At 63.1% G+C, this 21,004-nt stretch carries 16 protein-coding genes and 1 pseudogene; 7 read left to right on the top strand and 10 right to left on the bottom strand.

What is annotated here, in order from left to right:
* Positions 1 to 508: 508 nt before the first annotated feature.
* Positions 509 to 3,028: an HNH endonuclease signature motif containing protein gene (locus HK108_RS14025; protein ID WP_181271959.1), complete on the top strand. Its 2,520-nt coding sequence runs from the start codon at positions 509 to 511 to the stop codon at positions 3,026 to 3,028.
* 212 nt (positions 3,029 to 3,240) lie between these two features.
* Here HK108_RS14025 and HK108_RS14020 read toward each other — a convergent pair whose 3' ends face one another.
* The 3 genes from HK108_RS14020 to HK108_RS14010 form a co-directional block, all read right to left on the bottom strand.
* On the bottom strand, positions 3,241 to 4,572 hold the full coding sequence (locus HK108_RS14020) for an MFS transporter (protein ID WP_229664168.1): 1,332 nt from the start codon (positions 4,570 to 4,572) through the stop codon (positions 3,241 to 3,243).
* A 158-nt stretch (positions 4,573 to 4,730) separates the two neighbouring features.
* Positions 4,731 to 5,567: a CoA-transferase subunit beta gene (locus HK108_RS14015; protein ID WP_181271957.1), complete on the bottom strand. Its 837-nt coding sequence runs from the start codon at positions 5,565 to 5,567 to the stop codon at positions 4,731 to 4,733.
* A complete protein-coding gene (locus tag HK108_RS14010; protein WP_181271956.1) occupies positions 5,564 to 6,478 on the bottom strand; it encodes a CoA transferase subunit A in 915 nt (304 codons plus the stop codon). The genes HK108_RS14015 and HK108_RS14010 overlap by 4 nt, the downstream gene beginning before the upstream one ends.
* Before the next feature lie 158 nt (positions 6,479 to 6,636).
* On the opposite strand from HK108_RS14010, the gene HK108_RS14005 reads away from it, so the two are divergent.
* Both HK108_RS14005 and HK108_RS14000 read left to right on the top strand, forming a co-directional pair.
* A complete protein-coding gene (locus tag HK108_RS14005) occupies positions 6,637 to 7,536 on the top strand; it encodes a LysR substrate-binding domain-containing protein (RefSeq protein WP_181271955.1) in 900 nt (299 codons plus the stop codon).
* 63 nt (positions 7,537 to 7,599) lie between these two features.
* Complete coding sequence (locus HK108_RS14000; protein ID WP_181271954.1) at positions 7,600 to 8,253, top strand: histidine phosphatase family protein; 654 nt, start codon at positions 7,600 to 7,602, stop codon at positions 8,251 to 8,253.
* Between the two features lie 74 nt (positions 8,254 to 8,327).
* Here the strand turns inward: HK108_RS14000 and HK108_RS13995 are convergent, their stop codons facing one another.
* The 3 genes from HK108_RS13995 to arsB are packed head-to-tail and all read right to left on the bottom strand — an operon-like array spanning position 8,328 to position 11,336.
* Complete coding sequence (locus tag HK108_RS13995; RefSeq protein ID WP_181271953.1) at positions 8,328 to 9,767, bottom strand: NAD(P)-binding domain-containing protein; 1,440 nt, start codon at positions 9,765 to 9,767, stop codon at positions 8,328 to 8,330.
* The gene (locus HK108_RS13990) at positions 9,760 to 10,227 is read right to left on the bottom strand and encodes an arsenate reductase ArsC (RefSeq protein ID WP_139469932.1); all 468 of its coding nucleotides are present in this window, start codon (positions 10,225 to 10,227) and stop codon (positions 9,760 to 9,762) included. Before HK108_RS13990 ends, HK108_RS13995 begins: the two co-directional genes overlap by 8 nt.
* 11 nt (positions 10,228 to 10,238) lie before the next feature.
* Positions 10,239 to 11,336, bottom strand: coding sequence for an ACR3 family arsenite efflux transporter (arsB, locus tag HK108_RS13985; protein ID WP_181271952.1), 1,098 nt, complete (start codon positions 11,334 to 11,336; stop codon positions 10,239 to 10,241).
* Between the two features lie 99 nt (positions 11,337 to 11,435).
* Here arsB and HK108_RS13980 point away from each other — a divergent pair, with 99 nt between their 5' ends.
* Positions 11,436 to 11,807, top strand: coding sequence for an ArsR/SmtB family transcription factor (locus HK108_RS13980; protein WP_181271951.1), 372 nt, complete (start codon positions 11,436 to 11,438; stop codon positions 11,805 to 11,807).
* 34 nt (positions 11,808 to 11,841) lie between these two features.
* On the opposite strand, the gene HK108_RS13975 is transcribed toward HK108_RS13980, so the two are convergent.
* Positions 11,842 to 12,393 (bottom strand): DUF2000 domain-containing protein, encoded by a 552-nt coding sequence (locus tag HK108_RS13975; protein ID WP_181271950.1) that lies wholly within the window; start codon positions 12,391 to 12,393, stop codon positions 11,842 to 11,844.
* A gap of 49 nt (positions 12,394 to 12,442) precedes the next feature.
* On the opposite strand from HK108_RS13975, the gene HK108_RS13970 reads away from it, so the two are divergent.
* Complete coding sequence (locus tag HK108_RS13970; RefSeq protein WP_181271949.1) at positions 12,443 to 13,222, top strand: AraC family transcriptional regulator; 780 nt, start codon at positions 12,443 to 12,445, stop codon at positions 13,220 to 13,222.
* A 59-nt stretch (positions 13,223 to 13,281) separates the two neighbouring features.
* Here the strand turns inward: HK108_RS13970 and HK108_RS13965 are convergent, their stop codons facing one another.
* Positions 13,282 to 15,414 carry a SpaA isopeptide-forming pilin-related protein gene (locus tag HK108_RS13965; protein ID WP_181271948.1) on the bottom strand — a complete coding sequence of 711 codons (2,133 nt, stop codon included), beginning with the start codon at positions 15,412 to 15,414 and terminating at the stop codon, positions 13,282 to 13,284.
* A 533-nt stretch (positions 15,415 to 15,947) separates the two neighbouring features.
* Here HK108_RS13965 and HK108_RS19210 point away from each other — a divergent pair.
* Positions 15,948 to 16,490, top strand: a pseudogene (locus tag HK108_RS19210) (RNA polymerase sigma factor); the annotation flags it as partial.
* A gap of 132 nt (positions 16,491 to 16,622) precedes the next feature.
* Entirely contained in the window at positions 16,623 to 17,693 is a 1,071-nt protein-coding gene (locus tag HK108_RS19250) for a hypothetical protein (protein WP_507134176.1), read from the top strand.
* 111 nt (positions 17,694 to 17,804) lie between these two features.
* Here the strand turns inward: HK108_RS19250 and HK108_RS19135 are convergent, their stop codons facing one another.
* Positions 17,805 to 20,096 (bottom strand): helix-turn-helix transcriptional regulator, encoded by a 2,292-nt coding sequence (locus tag HK108_RS19135; protein ID WP_219922446.1) that lies wholly within the window; start codon positions 20,094 to 20,096, stop codon positions 17,805 to 17,807.
* A gap of 179 nt (positions 20,097 to 20,275) precedes the next feature.
* The gene (locus HK108_RS13950; protein WP_268236681.1) at positions 20,276 to 20,977 is read right to left on the bottom strand and encodes a response regulator; all 702 of its coding nucleotides are present in this window, start codon (positions 20,975 to 20,977) and stop codon (positions 20,276 to 20,278) included.
* Between the last annotated feature and the right edge of the window lie 27 nt (positions 20,978 to 21,004).

The raw sequence follows: 21,004 nt of genomic DNA, 5'->3' as shown, positions 1-21,004 counted from the left end.
TCGGCCGTGAGCGCAGGCGATGGTCTGGGCGAAGAACTGGTCACCAGTGAAGGATGGTGCGGTGACGTCGACGCGGCCCGCGACATGGCCCTAGGTGAAGGGCGACGCGGTTGCGCGCAGTGCGGATACGGCTCGCATGAGGCGAGTACCGACCTCATGGGTCGCATCCGACAACTCGATCATCATAACCGATGCTGTGACCCGTTTCACCCGAAAATCCGGCCCCCACCGAGGCTGTCCCGCCGTTCCGGTGGCATGTTCTCCAGACCTTTGGACCGACGCAAAACAGCCCCTGACCTGGCCGAACAAGGCCGAACGCCCTCATGTCAGCACCGAGTGCAATGATAAGTAGAGAATCAATTCACTATCAATATGTCATCGAAACTTATTCGAATCTGTTTTCTTTTTACTATTGTAAATGTCAGCTTGATCGGCTAAGATCTGATTAACAGCTTTTCAAGTCAGCACCACTTCCCCGACAACGAAGTCCGAGGCAGGTGAAAGAGCAATGAAGGGCACCACCAACCGTTCGACCCCCGACCAGGCAGACGAGCCGGGTGTGACACAGCCGTCGCCCCGATTCGCCATCCGCTTCGAATCAAGCATGTCTCGTTTCGCCGAGAACGCTGTCGCTTCCGACCGTGCCCATTTCTCCCTCCTCGAGTCCGTCTCCTCAGTTGTGTTGGAACAGGTCTTCATCGCTCTCGAACTGCACATGCCCGAGGGCTCCGAACCGTTTCGCTGCGAGACGATCTCCGCATCCTTTGATCGCCGCGCCAAAGAGTCCGAAGAGAACACCGTCTTCGGCGCTGCGGAGAAGTCGGAGACCTCACCCAAGGGCGCGTCTTCAACCAAGGACGCGTCGTCGCCCAACGTCGCGTCGTCGCCAGCTGACGACAAGACCGGCACCGGCGGCTCCCCTTCCGCGACAGTTGTGCTCTATGACGCCGACTTCGCCCGCGAACAGTTGCGCAATGCGGCTGAGTCCGAGGCGAAGGTTCTGCCCGAGTTCCCGGAGCTCGATGAGGGCATCTGCTTCTCGAAATGGGTCTATGACAATGTCGACGCTGAGGACCTCGTCGAGATCTCGACAGTGCTGGGGACCAACACTGCCCGTACCTACCGTCAGCTCACCGGCGCGATGACGGTCTTCTATGGTCTGCCGCGCTTCGCCGACCGTGTCCGCGCCGGAGAGTTCGCCCAGGCACATGTCGATGTGGTCGCTCGCCAGTGTGCTGATGTCGCGTTCGACTTCCTTCCGAAGCTCGACATCTTCCTGGCCGCGAGGCGCGCCGATATCACCTGCGAGACCCTGCGCCGGGATCTGGCGAAGATGATCGCCCTGCTCGTTCCGCCGGTCGACAACACCGAACTCGCCACTAAGCGTCGCCGCGTCGATGTCGAAGGCTATAAGGACGGCTCCGCCTGCCTGACCGTCAGCGGGCCTTCAGCGGAGATCTTCGCCTGCTACAACCGAATCCAGGGCATGGCGCTGGCCGTGCATGGAAAGAACAAGTCGGCGTTCAATCTGCCTGTGGGCGTTGAGATCAGCGATGACCGCTCCATCTCTCAGCTCGAGTACGATCTGTTCACCCGGCCAGTCCCGGAGCTCAAGGTCAAGGTCATTTCGGTCGACCCGATCACGGGTATCCAAACTGCCGAAGAGAAGTCGCTGCTCGACACCGACGGCGAGCTCATTCCGGATATGGACTCCGACGACGCCGTCGCCGACTTCGCGAAGCACGTCGCTTCGGACTCGGCCGACAGCGCCACAGGGTCGTCCGCCAGGCGCTCGTCCGACAGCAGCACAGAGTCGTCCGACGGATTCTCTGTCGCCAACCGACCGAACGGTTCGGCTTTCCGACCCGACTGCAGCGTCGAAGGTGAGGACCCTGACGGTCCCATTGAATATGTCGTCAAGCTGCGTATGCCCACAAGCGCGTGGTGGCTGTCGCATCAGGCCGCCACCGTGGTGACCGTTCCGTTCCTCTCGCTCACTGGAGACTCGGACCTGCCCGGCACTTTCGCCGACGGCTCACCGGTACCCGTCGAGGTGGCTCGCAACATCGCCGGCCGGTCGAAGAGCATCCAGCGGATCCTCACCGATCCCGCCACCGGCACTCCCATCGACGCCAAAGCGACCACTTACCAGGTCCCCAGGGATCTTCGGAAGACCTTGGTCGAGCAGTGGACAGTGTGCACCGTTCCCGGCTGTGTTCGTCGGGCTGAGAAGTCGGAGATCGACCATGTCGTTCCGTTCTTCCATTTGGATCCGCTCAAGGGCGGTCTCACTCGGTTCGGAAACCTTCATCCTCTGTGCAAGAAGCATCATGCGTTGAAGACCGCCGGCCGCCTTCGGGTCACTATGCCCAAATCCGGTGAGCTCGATTACGAGTTCAAGCACGGAATCTCGACCACTGTGTCGGCGCCGGGCCAGCCGATCAATGTTGCCCAAGCGCTCGAGTTCGATTCCCTGGGACGACTGGGTCTCAAGCGGTGGAAACTGCCCTGGTCGATGGTTCCCGCAGCACCAAGGGTGCTCGAGCTCATGCCTGGCGAGTCGACGATTCGTCAACGCGACGAAGAGAAGCGCCAACGGGAGGAACGCGCGGCCCGACAGCGTCGGCTGTCGGAGGCGTATCGGGAGCAGCAGGCAGAAATCAAGCGGCTGCGGCTGGAGCGTTGCCTCAATTGGGCGAACTCTGACCACCAGCGCAGTCTCCCTACCGGCTCCAACACTCTCACGGTGAAGCAGCTGACGGGGAACGCGAAGTACGCCCGAGTCGTCAGATGGGCGCGTCTTGCCAAGCTCGACATCGACGATATCGACTTCGACCCGAATGAGCTCGACAAGCGCAGCGCCCGTACCGCCGCTGGCCCGAACCTCACCGGTTTCGAAAGCAATTCGCAGTCTGAGGACGCTGCAGACCCCCAGGGCACTGGGGCCGACGATCCCTGGGACTACCGCTTCGTCTCCAAGACAGTGAACTGGGACCACGACCTCGAGGTCGATCCCCCACCGTTCTGATGACGCCCCACGGAGCCTGTGGCATCGCTCTCAACGCAGAGCTGCAGCGACAGCACTGGTGGCAGAGCGCCTCCGCGCCGCAACTGCGGACCGCGATTCGGCGGTAGGGCCGTCGCCTACCCCAGCGGGCTGGTCGTAGTCCACCTCACCGGGCCGGCCGTCGCGTATCGCAGGGTCCCGGCCCTCGCCCATCTCGGGGTCCCGGCCCTTGCCTATTGCAGCGGTTGCCGTTCGTCCACTGCGTCGACTTCAGTCGTGAGGTCGCGACCACGGGTCTCGGGCGCGAAGAGCGCACCGAGCAGGCCGCAGCTGGCGAACAGAATGAGAACGATCGCAACGGGCCACCATGAGTCGGTGATCACGGCGACGAGCGAGGCCGCGATCACCGGCGCCAGACCGCCGGAGACGACCGATCCGACCTCTTTGATAGTGGTCATGAACGTATACCGATGCTTCGATCCGAACAGTTCGACCAACCAGCTCGACTCGACACCGTAGAGATTCGGCAGAGGCCCGCCGACGAAGACCGCAAAGACGGCCGCGATGATGATCGGGTTGCCCGTGTCGATGAGGATCATGGCCGGAATCGCGAAGAGGATCTGGAATAGAGTGAACCCCAAGAACACGGGTCGGCGACCCAGCTTGTCACTGAGCTTGCCGAAGTACGGCACAGTCGCGAAGCCGATGACGGTGCCGATCATGATGCCGGTGGTGACGATGGAGGAGTCGATTCCCGTCGTGGTGACCACCCACCCGACCATGAAGCCTTTGACGAGGTAGACTGCGGAGTTCTCTCCCATTCGGATGCCCAAGGCGAGCAGGAACGACTTCGTCGACCGACGCGCTTCGACGAGGATGCTCGGCTGATCGCTCTTGTCCGCGGCCACCTCGGCGCGGCGCTCCTTCGCCTCTTCGAACACCGGGGACTCCCTGACCTTCGTACGAATTGCCAGAGCCACGAAAGTGGTGACGATGCTGAGCAGGAAGGGCACCCGCCAGCCCCAACTGAGGAAAGCTTCGTCCGGCAGCAGGGTGAGCAGCGTCCACAGAACAGTGGCCAGGAAGATTCCGCTGTTGGTCCCCATCGCCACGATCGCCCCGAAGAGACCACGGCGACGCACAGGCGACGATTCGACCAAGAGCACCGAAGCTCCGGCCAATTCGGCTCCGGCTCCGAACCCCTGCACGAGCCGGAGTACGACGAGCAGCATAGGCGCCCAGATGCCTATCTGCGCATAAGTCGGCAGAAGACCGATGCCCATGGTGGCAATGCCCATCATCGACAGAGTGACGATGAGGACGATCCGACGTCCGTGCTTGTCACCGACTCGTCCGAAGACGTATCCGCCGATCGGCCGGACTACGAAACCGGACCCGTAGACGCCGAGACTGGAAATCAGCGCCACCGCAGGAGTCTCATTGGGGAAGAAGAGCGGTCCGAAGACCAGAGCCGAGGCGAGCGTATACAAGGTGAAGTCCATGTACTCGAGCGAACTGCCGAGCCACGACGACCACGCGGCACGGCGCAGTTCGGGCCGAGTCACATTCGGATCAGGAGGGGAGGTAACCTGTGCGTTTGTCTTCATTGACATGATTTCAACTTTCTTCGATTCGAATTCTCGCTTGCTCAGCAGGGAGCCACAGTGGGCGACTGTCGCCTACAGCTGCCCGCGGACATCGGTCAGCGGGTGAGGGCTCCGGTTCAGCGCAGGTAGATCCGGGTGGGATCCAGCGTCTCTCGCAGCAGTGCCAGCTCATCCGGAGTCGGCGGCTGCGTCGTCTCGAGGTCGGTCGATACCTGGAGGTTCCATCCGGTCTGCCGCACCGCCTCGGCGGGGTCGACACCGGGGTGAACGGCTGTCAGAGTGAGCTCCTCATCCCGAGCGAAGCGCGTCATGATGCCCAGGTCGGTGATCACGTGGGTCACGCCGGAACCCGCCGGCATGGATCCGACCTCCGCCTCGGCGGCCTTCTTCGACCCTGGGGAGGTGACGAAGTCCAAGGATTCGACGAAGGTGCGCGGGGTGTGCCTGCGCATGACGAGGAAGATCTCTGCTGCGCCCGCCATGGCTTCGATGGCTCCTCCTGAGCCCGGAAGTCGGCTGTCTGGGTGCTCCCAGTCCTCGCCGATGAGGGTGGAGTTCAGGTTCCCGAACTTGTCGACCTGCGCGGCACCGAGGAAGCCGACATCGATTCGCTGGCCTTGCAGAACATAGTTGAACAGGTGCGTCATCGGCATCACCGAGGCGGCCCCCGGAACCAAAATCGAATCCGAGATGCTGCGCGGCATCACCGGCGGCCTGGCTCCGGTTACTCCCGACTCGTAGACGATCTCGATGTCCGGTGCGACAGTGTGCTGAGCCAGAGAGACGGCAAGAGTGGGCAGGCCGTGCCCGGCGAAGACCACGTTGCGTCCGGCCAGCGCCCGCGCCGAATGGACGGTGAGAAGTTCGCTGCTGGTGACCACGTCGCTGCTTGTGGTCTCGCTGGGCTCGTCGCGGGACCGGGTCTCAGTGGTGTCGTGAGCACTCAATGTCATGCTCGCCCTCCATAGTTCACAGGCGTCGAATATGCGTCGTGGATGGCCATCCGCTCAAAATGTTCCGATCCGAGGGTGGCAAGGAACTCATCGTGGTCGCTCGTGCCGCGGATATTGGTCTCGAGCCAGTCCTGGACCGCCGCCGCGTCGCGGGCGAGCGCGGACCACTGTCTCGAGAATTCGTCGTCGCGGTCGTAATAGCCCTGGACCGAATGAGGATGTGAGCCGCGTGGCACGGCGACGACGGCATCGACGACGTGCGCGGGAACGATTGTGCGGTTCGGGTCGGAGCGGACGACAGCCTCGTCGACGATCTCCTCAACTGTGACGATGAGTCGGTGACTGGCGAATGCGGCCTCGGTTTGAATCCCGAGCATCCCCCATGCCTGCACGTTTCCATGCATGTCCGCACGTTGGGCGTGGATGATCGTGAGGTCGGGATTGAGTGCGGGGACGACGTGGATGTCCGGTCCACCGTAGGGGTCGGGAACGGACTTGATCCGCGGATTCTTCGCCGCCAGGTCGCTGCCCCGGTAGGAGGCGATGGGCTGGAACGGAAGCTTCGAGGCACCGGCCTGATAGCGGGCGACCATTCCGCCGTGACTGTATTCGTCGAACCACAGCGGTTCCGGGTCTGACTTCTCAATGCGCCGCCGAAGCTCGTGAAGGGAACCGGCCGAACTGTTGGCGATGAACGAGGAGATGAGACCTTTCAGGCAGTTTGCTCCGAGCAGTTGATCGACAATGACATCGCAGGACATGCGGGCAAGGACTAGATCAGTGAAGCCCTGCCGGATGATCTCGTGCGCAGCGGCGACCGGCACGATGTGACCGAACCCCTCCAGAGCAACGGTGTCCCCGTTGCGCAGATAGGTGCTGATCGCTTGGGGAAGACTCATCGTCTTGTCCATCGCGTTCCTCCTCGAACCTCGGATGACTGTGACCTGGGTCATCCTTTCAAAATCATTGATACCCGTCCAATACTTATAATGGAGACGATTAATGCAGTCACTGCACTAATATCGCCCGATCCTCACTGGGCGGCCGCCTTCACGATTGAGACACCGACATGGACACAAAGCACATCCGCGCATTCCTCGTCCTCGCCGAGGAACTTCACTTCGGCAGAGCCGCCGAACGACTGCATATGACCCAACCGCCCCTCAGCCGACTCATCCGGGGCCTGGAGTCCGACATGTCGGCTCAGCTGTTCGAACGCAGCACTCGGTCCGTGCGTCTGACTCCGGCAGGACAGGCGCTCGTCGAACCTGCGCGCGATATCCTCATGAGTCATCGCCTCGCCGACTCCGCAGTGCAGGCAGCAGGGAAAGGCGAGGTCGGGCATCTGCGCCTGGGATTCACCGGCATCGCGACCCACAAACTCATCGGACGGCTGCTCAAACTGGTCCGCGGGACTCATCCTGGAATCCACCTCAGTCTGCAGAGCGCCTCCTTCGGGATGCCGGCCATCGACAGCGTCGCCGACGGCTCAGTGGACCTCGTCTTCGGCTATTGGCCATTCGTGCCACAGTCGGTCGATACTCGCGTCGTCGCCCAGGAGTCGCTTGTCGTCGCCATGCACAGAGAGCATGCCTTAGCAGGCCGCGAGTCGGTGTCGATGAGCGAGCTCGAGGGAGAGGAGTTCATCACTGTGCCGCCGAATCCGGGGTCGACGACGATTGAACGGCTCTACGAGCTGTCGCAGGCCGCAGGTTTCAACCCCACCGTCATCCAGGTGGCTCCGGACACGTGGACGATACTCTCGCTCGTCGGTGCGGAGATCGGTTGTTCAGTCACAGTGGCGTCGGTGCCGAAGAACGCCTCCTTCCCCAGTATCGCCTTCGTCCCCCTCGAAGACCCGAAGGGGCCGTTCCCGCTGCTCATGGCATGGCGCAGAGATGACGTCAGTCCTGCCCTCGCTGAGGTGCTTCGACTGGCCGAGCAGCTGTTCCCCACCGATGTCCCGTAGACTCACATCAGTAAACGATCACTCGAAAAGCAGCGTGGGCTTCACGACGAGGATGTGTGATTCATGAGTGTGCTCTATCTGGTTCGGCACGGGCAGGCGTCGTTCGGCACGGATGACTATGACAGGCTGTCTGATCTCGGCAAAGAGCAGAGCCGCATCACCGGTCGCTTCTTCGCTTCCCAGGGCATCGAGCCAGACCGGCTCGTCCACGGAGAGATGCTGCGGCAGTGTCAGACCGCCGAGGGCCTCCTCGATGGAATGGGCCTGAGCATGGACGCCCACGTCGACGCCGGCTGGAACGAATATGCCGCTTGGGAACTCACCGGAGTGCTCACGGATCTCGATCCTCGCGCCCAGCATGATTCCAAGATCTTCCAGGGCGAGCTCGAACGCGGTGCCGCGCGCTGGGCCTCGGGCGAGCACGACGAGGACTATACGGAGACCTACAAGCAGTTCACGTCACGGGTCGAACGTGCCCTCGATGATGCGGTCGCGGCCATGGAGTCAGGCCAATCAACGATCGTCGTCTCGAGCGCCGGCGCCATCGCGTGGACCGCCGCCCGCCTGATCGGCGGCGGCTTCGATCAGTGGATGGCCTTCAACCGGGTGACCATCAACACCGGCATCACGAAGATCATCACCGGCCGAGGCGGCACCAGCCTCATCTCGTTCAACGACCACGGTCACCAGGATCCGAAGAACGCCACCTACCGCTGAGGCAACGTAAGCCGAACCTGCGAATCAGCCCGCTGAGGGGCAAAGGTCGAGGCGGCGAAGGTCGGACCCGCGAGTCAGCCGTTCCCGCTCTCTCCCGATCGCCCGTGTTCTGTCCCTGTGGGTATCCCGATCACAACCGGTTCTGCAGGTCCGCAGCATCCGGCTGCGTCTGATGCGTCCGATGCGGCAGCGGTGTCGGGCAAGTCGACAAAACCCGACTTGCCGGTAGGCGCAACACACGAAGATCCGGCGTCGGTCGAACACACGCCGGTCTCCGGCAAGACGAGCTCGACTCGGTCGGCTGCCTCCTGGTCCCCGGCGATCGCTGCGACGACGGAGCGGATTTGCTCATAGCCGGTGTACATGAGGAACGTCGGGGCGCGCCCATAGGACTTCATACCCACGATGTAGAAATTCGGCTCCGGATGCCCGAGCACCCGGGCACCATGCGGAGCGACAGTTCCGCAACTATGATATTCGGGATCGATGAGCGGGCCCAACTGCCGCGGAGCTTCGACAATCGGATCGAGGTCGAGTCGGATCTCACGCAAGAACCCCAGGTCCGGCCGGAAGCCGGCGGCAGGGACGACCCTGTCGGCATGGAGCGTCACCGACTCGCCGCCACTCTCCGCAGCTAAGGTGCCACGACCGTCGGTGGAGAATCCGGTGATCGTCGTCGAGGCATGCACTTCGATGACTCCGGTCTCGACGAGGTGGCGAAGTCGCGTTCCCAAGGCCCCGCGTGCTGGCAGACCGTCCTGGTCCTCTCCGCCGTAGACAGATGCGGGATCTGATCGCCTGAGCACCCAGCCGATTCGCGTGCCCGGGGCTTCCTCACGCAGTTCGGCCAGCGCCAGGAGCGTGTTGGCCGCCGAGTGCCCTCCACCAACGACAAGAGTCCGCTGCCCGACGAACTGCTCTCGATCTCGGCCGACCACATCGGGCAGAGGCGATGTGACGAACCCGCTGCGACGGGCTTCGGCCTCGCCAGTCGCTGCGAGACCGGACTGCCCGAGCGGGTTCGGGCTCTCCCATGTCCCCGAAGCGTCAATAACTGCCCTGACCTGCAAATCCGCCGATGTTCCATCTGAGCTCCGAGTGCGGATAAGGAAAGGAGTCGATTCGCGCTGCGCGGTGCCCGTCCGATCCATTCCGACTCTGCTCACTGCCACAACCCGGGTATCGATGAGGACGGAATCTCGGAGTTCAGCTGTCTCAGCAAGCGGCTTGAGGTAGTCACGGATGAGCTCGGCACCGGTGGGCAGGCGGTCCCCGTCGGGCTCATGCCAGTCCGTGGGCGCCAGCAGGCTGCGCGCCGCCTCGTCGATGTTGTACTTCCACGGAGAGAACAAACCGATATGACCCCACTCGGCCACTGCCGCCGCGACAGTGGTTCCCGCTTCGAGAACGAGCGGTCGAACACCGCGTCGGACGAGCTGGGCCGCGGCCGCGAGGCCGACGGGACCGGAACCGATCACGGCGACCGGGAGCTGTTCGAGCGCATAATCAGTCATTGGGCGCCTCCTCGGCGATGGGGTTCGACGTGGTCGTCGACAGTGTGGATCTCGTCCCTGCATCGGGGGCGAGATCGACGACGAGGGCTTCGACTCTGGTCCTGATCTCATCCCGGATTCGGCGCACAGATTCCAGGCCCTGACCTGCGGGATCATCCAGAACCCAGTCTTCGTAACGTTTGCCGGGGAAGATCGGGCAGGTATCGCCGCAGCCCATCGTGATCACGACATCGGACGCGAGCACGGTGTCGGCGTCGAGGAGCGTGGGACTGTTTCGAGTGATGTCGATGTCGAGTTCCCTCATCGCATCGACTGCGACTGGGTTGATCGTCTCGGCCGGTGCGCTGCCGGCCGACCGCACCTCGATGCGCTCTCCGGCCAGTTCGCGGAGGAATCCAGCCGCCATCTGGGACCTGCCGGCGTTGTGCACGCAGACGAAGAGGACACTCGGCTTGCTCATCTGTGCAGGACTCATACTCGGTTCACTCCTTGATCAGCGGCCGATGGGAAGAATCGGGGTCGCACCCAGAGCGCGACGTAGACGAGGGCGACGAGGATGGGCACCTCGATGAGCGGTCCGACGACTCCGGCGAGCGCCTGCCCCGAGGCGACACCATAGGTTCCGATCGCCACTGCGATGGCGAGTTCGAAGTTGTTGCCGGCAGCGGTGAATGCCAGGGTCGTCGTCTTCTCATAACCCAGGTTCAGTGCCTTGCCGATGACCATCCCGGCAGCGAAGACGACGACAAAGTAGACGAGCAACGGCAAGGCGATGCGGGCGACGTTGCCCGGGTGAGAGGTAATTTCGTCACCCTGGAAGGCGAAGAGCACGACGATGGTGAAGAGCAGTCCGTACAGTGCCCACGGCCCGACTTTGGGGAGGAATCGATCTTCGTACCACTGACGTCCCTTTGTCTTCTCTCCCACCGTGCGTGTGAGGAAGCCGGCAAGAAGCGGGATTCCGAGGAAGACGAGGACGCTGAGGGTGATCGCCCAGAAGGAGAATTCGCTGGACGTCGTCGGCAGACCCAGCAGGCTCGGAAGCCACTGGAGGTAGAACCAACCGAGGAGCCCGAATGCGAGAACCTGGAAAACCGAGTTGATGGCCACGAGCACGACGGCAGCCTCACGGTCTCCGCAGGCCAGATCGTTCCAGATGAGGACCATGGCGATGCACCTGGCCAGACCGACGATGATCAGTCCGGTCCGGTATTCGGGCAGATCAGGAAGGAAGAGCCATGCGAGCACGAACATGAACGCCGGTGCGGCCAACCAGTTGATGGCCAAAGAGGTGATCATGAGCTTCTTGTCTGCCAGCACGTGTCCGGTCTCGTTGTACCGAACCTTGGCGAGCACAGGAAACATCATCACCAGCAGGCCGATGGCGATCGGCAGGGACACGTCGGCGACCTTGACCGCGTCCAGAGTCTCGGCGACGCCGGGCACGAGTCTGCCCAACACCAGGCCCAGGGCCATGGCGCCGATGATCCACAGCGGCAGAAATCGATCCAGTGTCGACATCTTCGCCGCCACAGGCGAATCGGTGCCGGCTGGCGCAGTGGAATGCATTGTCTCCCTCGAGGTCCTGATCGACTCGGCGCCGCGGTCACATGCTGACGCATTGAAGTTTATCGATACGATAGGACCACAATACATCGACAAGTGTCAATGTATGGGCATAATGGAAGAGTGACCACACAACCCGCGCCCCCTCCGACACAAGCGGACGACTGCTGCCCGTCGCTGACCGTCTCGCCGTTGAGCCTCGATGACGCTCAGGATTTCGCGCGCATCTTCAAGGCAGTAGCCGATCCGACTCGGTTGCGCCTGGTCTCCCTCGTCGCCGCGCACGAGCAGCAGGAAGCGTGCGTCTGCGATCTCACCGAACCCGTCGGTCTCGGCCAGCCGACCGTCTCCCACCACCTGAAGATCCTCGTCGATGCCGGAGTCCTTCACCGTGAGAAGCGCGGAGTCTGGTCGTACTACTCGCTCGAGATGGACACACTGAACCGCTTATCAGCGTTTCTCTCTACGAAGTGAGAGCACAACGGCAAAGCAGGGAGCTAGCCCCACCTCACGCGTGCATCCGCGCGCCTTTCACCACCCGATCAACACCATTCTTCGGCCCACGCAGGGCCACCCCGACTAGGTTGAGTTCCTCGGCCGGGACACCGGCCACGGCGGCCCGGTTGGCTGCATCGTGGCCGGTGGAGAACAGCTCTTCGGTGTAGATTGCTGTCGGGATTCCGCGTCCCATCGCCTTCGTCCGGATCGACCGCAGTTTATCCGCATTCGCGGTCATCACCATCACCGGCTGGCGCAGCATCGGCAGGTAGTCGTTGCCGTCGGCGTCCCGGTAGTTCTCCCCGACCAGTCCCACGTCGCTCGTGGCGATTCCGGACATGAGGAAGGCGGTGACGTTGAGTTCCTGCCATGCCTTCAGGTCATCGCGGAGGACGACGACGACCTTCGTATCGAACCGGACGGGCGCACTCGGCTCGACAGCCGGCGCGCTCCCATCGGCAGACGTTGACGGCACGACCGCCTCGGTGACGGCATTGCTCGCAACCGCCTCGGTCGACGTTGTGGTGTCGGTCTGATCTGGGGAATTTGTGTTCTCATGCATGGTCCCAGCTTCACCGACCCCGCACACCGCGGTCTTGTACATTTGTTGCATGGTCGACGTCATCCGCGCCTGGCATCCTCAGGTTCCGCAGGTCCAGGAGGTGCTCCACGCCCGCTTCGACCATCATGCCTATCCCGCGCACACGCATGATTCGTGGACGGTCCTGCTCATCGACGATGGCGCCGTGACCTATGATCTCGATTGCCACGATCACCTTGCCACGCCGACCGCGGTGACGCTGCTGCCGCCCCAGGTGCCCCACGACGGCCGCTCGGCGTCGCCGGAGAAAGGCTTCCGCAAACGAGTGCTCTACCTCGAGCCCGAATGGCTGCCGGAGTCCGCAGTCGATGCCGCGGCGGATTCGCCCACCCTGCTCGGCACGGATGCCCTCACCGAGGTCACCGACATCCACGCCGCCCTGGCGGATCCGGCCGATGCCCTCGCCGCCGAGTGCGGGGTCCTCGCACTCCGCGAGTTCGCGCTCTCACGACTCACCCCGGTCGGTGAGCCCACCTCGGATGCGCCGCTCGCCCGTCGTCTGCGCGATCTGCTCGATGATCGTCTCCTCGAATCGTTCACCATCGCCGAGGCGGCCACCGAGCTCGGCACTCACCGCAGCCATCTGGTGCGGGTCTTCACTCGAAACTTCGGAATCTCGCCCCACCGGTACGTCATCGGCCGCCGCGTCGACCGCGCCCGCAGGCTGCTGCTGTCCGGGAGCTCTCCCGCCGAGGCGGCCGTTGAGTCAGGGTTCCATGATCAGGCGCATCTCACTCGCCACTTCCGGTCGACCTTGGGAACGACACCTGGCATATTCTCCAGACGGTAGAGGGCGGAGCCGATATCGATTCGGCTCCGCCCTCTGCTCGGATCAGATACGAGGCTGCATCACAGCATGTCGGTCTTCCGTCGCCTCGATACGAGGATAGCGGCTATTCCGCCCCCAACGAGGAGTACGCCGAGGAGGCCGAACGTCATCGCTCCAGCGGCGCCAGTCCTCGGCAGATGAGAGCCGTCGCTGCCGGAGTCGGTCCCACCACTGGGGCTCCCTCCTGAGTCGGTCGCGGATCCATCTGCTGAAGTGCTCCCGGACTTCGACGTGCTCGACCCAGCGCTATCCGCGTTCGAGTTCGTCGCAGCCGAGTCATCAGCCTCTGGATCTGCTGCGGCCGAGTCGTCAGCACTCGGATCAGTTGCCGCGTCAGCACCTGGGTCGGTCGATGCCTTGGCATCGGCGTCCGTCGCTGCCGTATCCTGGCCGTCCGAATCGGCTGCGGCGTCTACGTCAATATCCATTGACCCCTCGTCCTTGCCGTCCGGGTCAGTCGAAGCATCGTCACCACCGTCAGGATCGGTCGAGGCCTCGGCATCTGAATCCTTCGACGCTTCGGACTCGGCGTTCACGTCGGACGAAGTGTCCGGGTCGGATGATGTGTCCGGGTCAGTCGATGCATCCGCATCAGGCGACGCGTTCAGATCAGCGTCTGCATCAGGATCAGTAGAAGCGCCCGGGTCTGACGATGCATCCGCGTCAGGCGACGCGTTCAGATCAGCGTCTGCATCAGGATCAGTAGAAGCGTCCGCGTCTGAGCTCGGGTCTGCAGAAGCTTCGCCCTCCGGATCGGCACCGCCTTCGACATCTTTCTTGTTGACGATGTCTGAGAACTCCATGTCCCGCTTCTCACCGGTGATCGTCACGGTCTGCGTCTCGTCCGTGAGTACATATCCGTCCGGAGCGTTGGTCTCCGTAATGGTGTAGTCGCCCCAGGCTAAGTCGGTCACTTCGAACTGCCCGGCCGCCTCGTCGGCGTCGAGCTCGCCGTTGTCGGCCACGACGAAGTCCTCGCCGTCCGGACCCGTCAGTGTGAATTCAGCACCGGCGAGCGCGTCGCCGTCTTCGTCGACCTTCTTCCAGCTCAGCCCTCCGGGGATCTGTTCGTTGACGAGCCGACAGGTGATGATCGCGTCCGTGTCGACAGATTCGGTCAATTCGAACCCGTCTGCGATGTTTCTGGTGCCGACCTTGCGTCCGTCTGCGGTGCAGAGCGCGTTTGAACCGGACTGCTGCTGCAGTCGGTAGCCTTCCTGCTGCTTCTCGGAAGCCTGTACGCCTTCGGCCGGGGTCTGCAGTTTGAAGCTCACCGTCCCGGCCGCATCGGTGGTCTTCTCCACTCCGTCCACCGAATCCGGGGACGAGATCGTCCAGCCCTCGCCCGGGTGTTTCGCGGTGTTCTTCGCGTGTTTGCCGGACCCAGGGTCGATGAGTTTGGTGACGTTGAGAGTTCCTCGGCAGCTCTTCGTGGCGATCTCACGGAGCTGTTCGGCCAATTCGGAGTAATCAGAGACCACATAGTAGTCGTCGCCTGCGGTCTGGCCCGAGACCAGCTTGATGTTGCCCTCGTTGATCTCGCTGCCCACTCCCAAACCGACCACCTTGGTACCTTGAGATTTCAGAGCATTCGCCGATTCGATGGCTTTGTCGATGTCGATCTGATCGGTTCGCGTACCGCGGTCGGTATTGCCCCGTTCGGACCCCGGCACCCCGTATGCCGTGGGCTTGCCGTCGGTGACGAACAGTACCAAGTCGTGGTTTGTACCGCCCAACTGCCCCAACCCGCGGTCCCAGTTCGTGCCTCCTGAGTTCTGCGGAACCCGCCGAAGCGCGTCGATCTGCTTATTGAGTTCGTCGACTGAGTCCGAGGTTGCGACAGACGCGCTGTTGATCGGCTCGTTGGTGCCGTCGGGTCCGAACGTTGCAAACGAGTTGACAGACACTCTGCTGGGAGTCCCCGAGAGGCCGCTGGCGACAGATTTGACCGCCGACTTCGAATCGTCGACGTCTCGATCGGACAGGGAATTCGAGAGGTCGAGGACGACTCCGATATCGAGGCCGCATTTATCGGCCAGTGAGGGGTTCGGCAGGGGTTCTGCCGCGGCCTGTGCCGGCGCGACGGATGCACCGAGGAATGCGAACGAAGCAAGAACAGACGATGCGAGGATCGCCGCTCCGTGCCTCGTCATAGGAGGTCGCTTCAGGGACAAGGGTCTTCTCCTTCAGAAGAGGCCGTCACCTGCGCATTCGACGAATGCCAGATGATCGGATGCACTGTCTATGGGGTTGTGAGGCGGCCCTGCAGCCACGTGGTTCAGCAGGACCGCCTCGGACGAGTCCGGGACTCGGAGGGGTCCCGAACCGGCTGTTGACTAACTGCCGGCTCAGGCTCGGAGCGATCGTGGATCTTGACCTCCCCATAGGCTGAGACCTCTGCGCAATCGATTTCGTTCGCGAGTTTCAGAAGTTTCTCTCCAATGCATGACGACAGGGGCCACAGCCGCGTTTCCACCCGAAACGAAATGGCTCAGCCGCGCGTGGGTATCCCTGCTCACGCGGCCGAGGATTGGTCGCCTTGTTCCCAACCCTGGGTGATTGGGAAGCTGGGTTCTGCTCCTGTAGAATTTTTACTCCCCTCTGAAATGCCCCGAACTCACAGTTGAGGTCCCCTCATGCAATTTCCCCGTCTGAATCCGCACCTTACTTTCGAGACGATGAGCCGATGACCGAAGAGTGGTCATCGTCGGCCGATAGTTCCCGCTCCCCTTTCGGACTGCCACACCCGAGCAGTGAACTCAGCGACTCCGACCTCTGTGCCTGCATCCGTGATCACCGGCCCGAATCTGCAGCTGCACGGGCCGCCTACGGTGAGCTCTATGCCCGACATCGGCTCCCTGCATTGCATGTCGCACTGCGCCTCAGCCGAAATCGTGCGCAAGCGGAAGATGCCGTCGCCGAGGCTTTCGCCAAGATCTGGCGCGCGTGGGGGCGAGGAAAAGGGCCGGATGAGTCCTTCAAGGCGTATCTCATGGCCGCTGTTCGCTCCGAATCGTACCGGCGCACGGCGATGGTTCGTGCGACGACGATCGTCGAACCCGATGTGCTGACGTTTCTTGCCGACAGCGAACCGAGCGATCTCGCCGCCGAGGTGGCAGAGCGAGATCAGCTGGGCCGCGCCTTCAAAACTCTCCCCGACGCCTGGCAGAGCGCGCTCACACTCATCGATATTGAAGGGATATCGACCGCTGATGCGGCCGCGATGCTGGGGCTGTCGTCGAATTCCATCAGTTCGCTCCTGCGTCGCGCACGAGAGGGGCTGCGGGCCGCCTATCTGCAGGAACACGTCGAACCCAGCGCCCCCGAATGCGCGAAGTACTCCTCTGCGCTTGCGCGGTTCGTGCGGCAACAGCTGGGCCCGAAACGCGCTGAAGCGATCAAGGCTCATCTCAGTCACTGCAGTCATTGCCGCCGTCAGTCCTTTGAGCTCCGCAGCATCAATGCGAAGTTCCAGGTATGGATCACGCCGGCAGCTCTCGCTGCCGCGCTCATCGAATGGGGCCATTTCCCGGAAGAAGCTATGCTGCTGACGGGCGCGGGGACGGCGAGCGTCGGGCCGAGTGAGCAGTCGGGTTCGGTCGTCGCCGAGCCGCACTCAAGTGCGGCAGCCGCAGTATCAAAGAGCAGCACGAGCACTGCGGCAGCGGGCAGCTCTGGAGGCAGCACTGCCGGAATTGCGGCCGGAGCGTCGGTGGTCAAAATTGTAATCGCAGGCATCGCTGCCAGCGCCGCCATTGCCGCCGGTGCCGCCACACTTGTGAATCTTCAGCGCGATCCTGCCCCACAGTCTGCTGCTGCGGAAGAGACCTCTTCGGCGCCATTTGATCCACCAAAAACAACGCCTTCCTCACCGTCTCCACCGCGCACGGCTGAGCCGGACGGTGGCGATGAGAGTGCTGAGGGCTCGGACGGGCACGAGCAAAACGCCACTGAGCGCTCCGCTTCACGCGAGGAAGAGCGGTCGCGGGACTCCCGGAAGAACGCTCAGGCGCCGCACCCGGAGAAGGAGGCGTCGACCCCTTCTTCGTCCGACCGGCAGCAGCCGAGGAACGATCCCGCTGAGGTTCCGCCTGTGGAACCGGATGAGCCCTCATCCGAAGCGGCCCCGGAGACCGCCGCACCCACACCGGCCGAGGAGCCGACGGACTCGAGCGAGCCCAGCCTCGAGCCGAGTAGTACTCCTTCGGCTCCACCAGAACCGAGTTCCGATTCCTCATCGGAATCGTCGGAAGACACTGACGATGCGGCTGCGAACAGCGACACGGGGACCTCGACCGCGTCCAGCGAACCGGATGCGGGGGTCAACTCAGCCTCAGACGCAGACGCTTCTGGCGTCTCAGATGCCGATGGAGAGGACCCTAACGAAGGCCCCCACTGTCATGTCGTCGGCTGGTGGGAGTTCTGCCACTGATCCACCGCCGAAGGCTGAGAGATCGGACTGCTCGTGGTGGATCGATCGCTCCAGCACTGCTGGCAACTGGCCGGCGAGTAGGCCGCCTCTCCGCGGACGATTGCCACGCAGTCAGCTCTGCTGACCGCGGTGGACGTGGGCCACAGCCTCGGCACGGCTGCGCACGCCGAGCTTGCGGTAGAGCGCGGACAGGCGGTTCTTCAGCGTTCCCGACACCACTCCGAATTCGCGGGCGATCTGCGCGATCGACTTCGATGAGTCGATCGCGAACAGCAGCGACTGTTCGGCCGGGGTGAGATCGGTCTGGAAATCCGGGGACACCGGAGAAGTCTCTGGCAGTTCGAGCAGACGCTTCTGCAACACGGCCGCCGTGAGCTCTGCAGAATTGAACGACCGCGCCACGGCCTCCCACTCGGAACAATCGGCCGAAACGGGAATGAGCGCCTCTCGAGCAGACTTCGACAACTGAGTGACGGCAAGCACCGATGCGGTGATCGCGCAGTAGTCGAGCATGTCGACGAAGGCCTCCAGCGCCTCAGCAGAACGGCCCTCGTGGTGGAGCATGTCGGCGCGCAGAGCCATGGCTGAGTTCTTGAGCCTGGGCCCCTCATCGCCGGCCAACAACTGCCCTGTGGCGGTCCACAGCGGATCATGCTGCCCGAAGACGAAGGCCTGACGCGCTTTGACGACCGAGTACCCCGGACTCGGTGGACTCATCCGCTCGGCCAAGCCCTGCAGGGCCTTCCCCTCGCCCGCAGCGGCCAGCACGAAGCTGACGATGTTGACGATGGCCGAGAACCGTGCGCTAAGTACGCCTGTCGTCGGCAGAAGCTGAACCTGCAGACTCTCCACCAGCAGCTTCGCCGCGGCCGAAGCTCGCCCTTCATACACAAAGCACAGACTTCTCAGCACGTGCGGAATGGGCCCCAGGAATTGGGTGGGCTTCGCCTGGTCAAGTGCGATGATGATCAGTCGGGCTGCATCGAGATCGAGCCGGTCCAGGCTGCGCATCAATTCGATGCACAGGGCTGTGTATTCGTCCGGCAGCGCGGCCATTCCGAATCTGCGAGCGTCCTCACGTGCCCGTTCCAGGTTGCGGTCCATGTCAGATCCGTGCCCGTGCCCCATTCCAGCCAGGGCGGCCTCGACGAGCCCCGCGAGCAGCGGGTGCGGCGAGTTCGGGGCATAGATCTCGGCGAAGTGGACGACCCGCTGGAGCACGCACATCGCTTCAGGGAAGCGACCAGCCACGATCAGATTCCGCCCGTGCTCGAGGTTGAGCTCAGCCTGCAACATCAGCGTGGGCCCGGGCTCACCCGCGCCGAGGTGGCGCAGACGTTCCCGTCCCACCTCGATGACGTTCAATGCGGCTTCGTTCTCCCGGTTGAGCCGGTGCATCCTCGCTTCGAGCATGGTCACCACGGACATCTCATCGGCGGTGAGTCGACGTTCGGACTCGGCCGCCAGGAGTCCGCGCATCTCCGGCAGCACGATGCTGGAGAAGTCGGTGGCTGAGAGCAGTGTCGGCATATCGTCGGTGCCCAGTCGCGTACGGGTCGAGTCGATGCGACGGGCGGCACTGCGAGCCAGGATGAGGATCGGATTTTGAGCCAGCACATCCTCTGGGACCCTGAGGTAGGCCTCGACGGCGCTGGGCGCATCGATGAAGACATTGACCGAACGGCGTGCCCATGTGCGTTCAAGCACGTGCCAATCACGTAGCTCGAGGACGAGATCGACGACCTCGGTCAGACCTTCGCGTCTGCCCGAACGCTGTCGGCCGATGGAATCGGAGATCGCAGCTCCGAGAGCCTCACGCGGGCTTCTGGCGGCGGAGTCGGAATCGCACGTGACTATTCGACGCATGAGCATTCGAATCATGGGCGGGACCGTGAACACCTCATCGCCGTCGGTCGGGACTGTCAGGAGTCCCTCATCGAGGAGGAGCGAAGTGAGTCCTTCAGGCGAGGAGCCCGCCGATGCTGCCAACTCTGCGGCGGCGAAGGCAGAGTGGACCAGATCGACCATGGCCGAGGTGATCCGCGGGGCCCACGCGAAGAGGGTCAGCAGGTAGAGCGCTCCGGATTCGCGCTTGGCGCCCTCGATCTTCGGCGTCAACGCTGGTGAAAGCATTGCATCGATGCGGTCGGGGTCATTATCGGTCAGCGGTATGCCGGCTTTGACACGTGCTCGTACGAGCGCGTCGGCTATGCGGGGGCGGCCACCGCTGCAGCTGAAGAGCTGTTCGAGAGCGGTCGGCGACAGCTCATCGCTGTGGCCGACCGCCTCGGCGAATTTTTCGATGGACGATGCGCGAGGACCGAACCGGGAATCGAATCCGGAGTCCTTGAGGGGAGTCGCCTCGTCATTGCTTTTGGGGTCTACAGGGGAGGTACTGGTCACGGCACGGTTCTTCTCTGCTAGTGCGGCGGTTGCCGACGGACAGTGGGGAAATGCCACAAGGAGGGGAAATGCGGCGTTGGGCAGTTGCCAGAGTACCGCATGGCCTTAGTACCGCTGGTGAACCGAGAGCATTTCACGGCTTGCCTGCGGCAAATCTCATCGTTTGCACAGCAGGCCCGTCACACCCACCGATACTCGTATTCCGGCCGCCCGGGCGTTCCGTGCCGGGGCTGCTTGATCGCCTGCTTCGTCGAGACGAGATGTTCGAGGTACCGGCGGACGGTGACGCGGGACAGGTCGAGGCCCTGCCCCACCTCGGTGGCCGAGACCGGGACTGCGGAATCGCGGACGAACGCGGACACTGCGTCCAAGGTCTCGGCGATGAGGCCCTTCGGCAGGGTCGTCGACGAGACCGACCGCAGCGCTGAGAGCGCATTGTCCACCGACGCCTGAGTCGCCAACGACCCCGAGCCCGTGAGCCCGCGCCTGAACTCGCGCTGGTTCTCCAACTTCTCCTTGAACGCCGCGAAGGTGAACGGCTTGATGAGGTACTGGGTGATGCCCGACGAGATCGCCGAACGGATGACCTGCAGGTGCCGCACCGCGGTGATCGCGATGATGTCGACGTCCTGACCGCGGGAGTTCAGCCGCCCGGCGACCTCGAGGCCGTGCGAATCCGTGAGGTTCATATCGAGCAGAACGATATCGACGGGGCTGCCTGCAGCAGCGAGTTCGTCGAAGCGTTCGATCGCCTCATGTCCGCCCAGGCAGGTTCCGGCCACCTCAAATCCCGGCACGCGGTCCACGAAGTCCGCGTGCGCCTGTGCCGTCATCGGATCGTCTTCGACGATGAGCACCCGCAGCGCGGCATCATCGCTCACGTGAGTGCCCAAGCCGTGAAGTGATGC

The sequence above is a fragment of the Brevibacterium sediminis genome (assembly GCF_013623905.1).
GTDB lineage: Bacteria > Actinomycetota > Actinomycetes > Actinomycetales > Brevibacteriaceae > Brevibacterium > Brevibacterium sediminis.
Note: the sequence above shows the minus strand (reverse complement) of the source record. Positions and strands in the feature narration are given on the sequence as shown.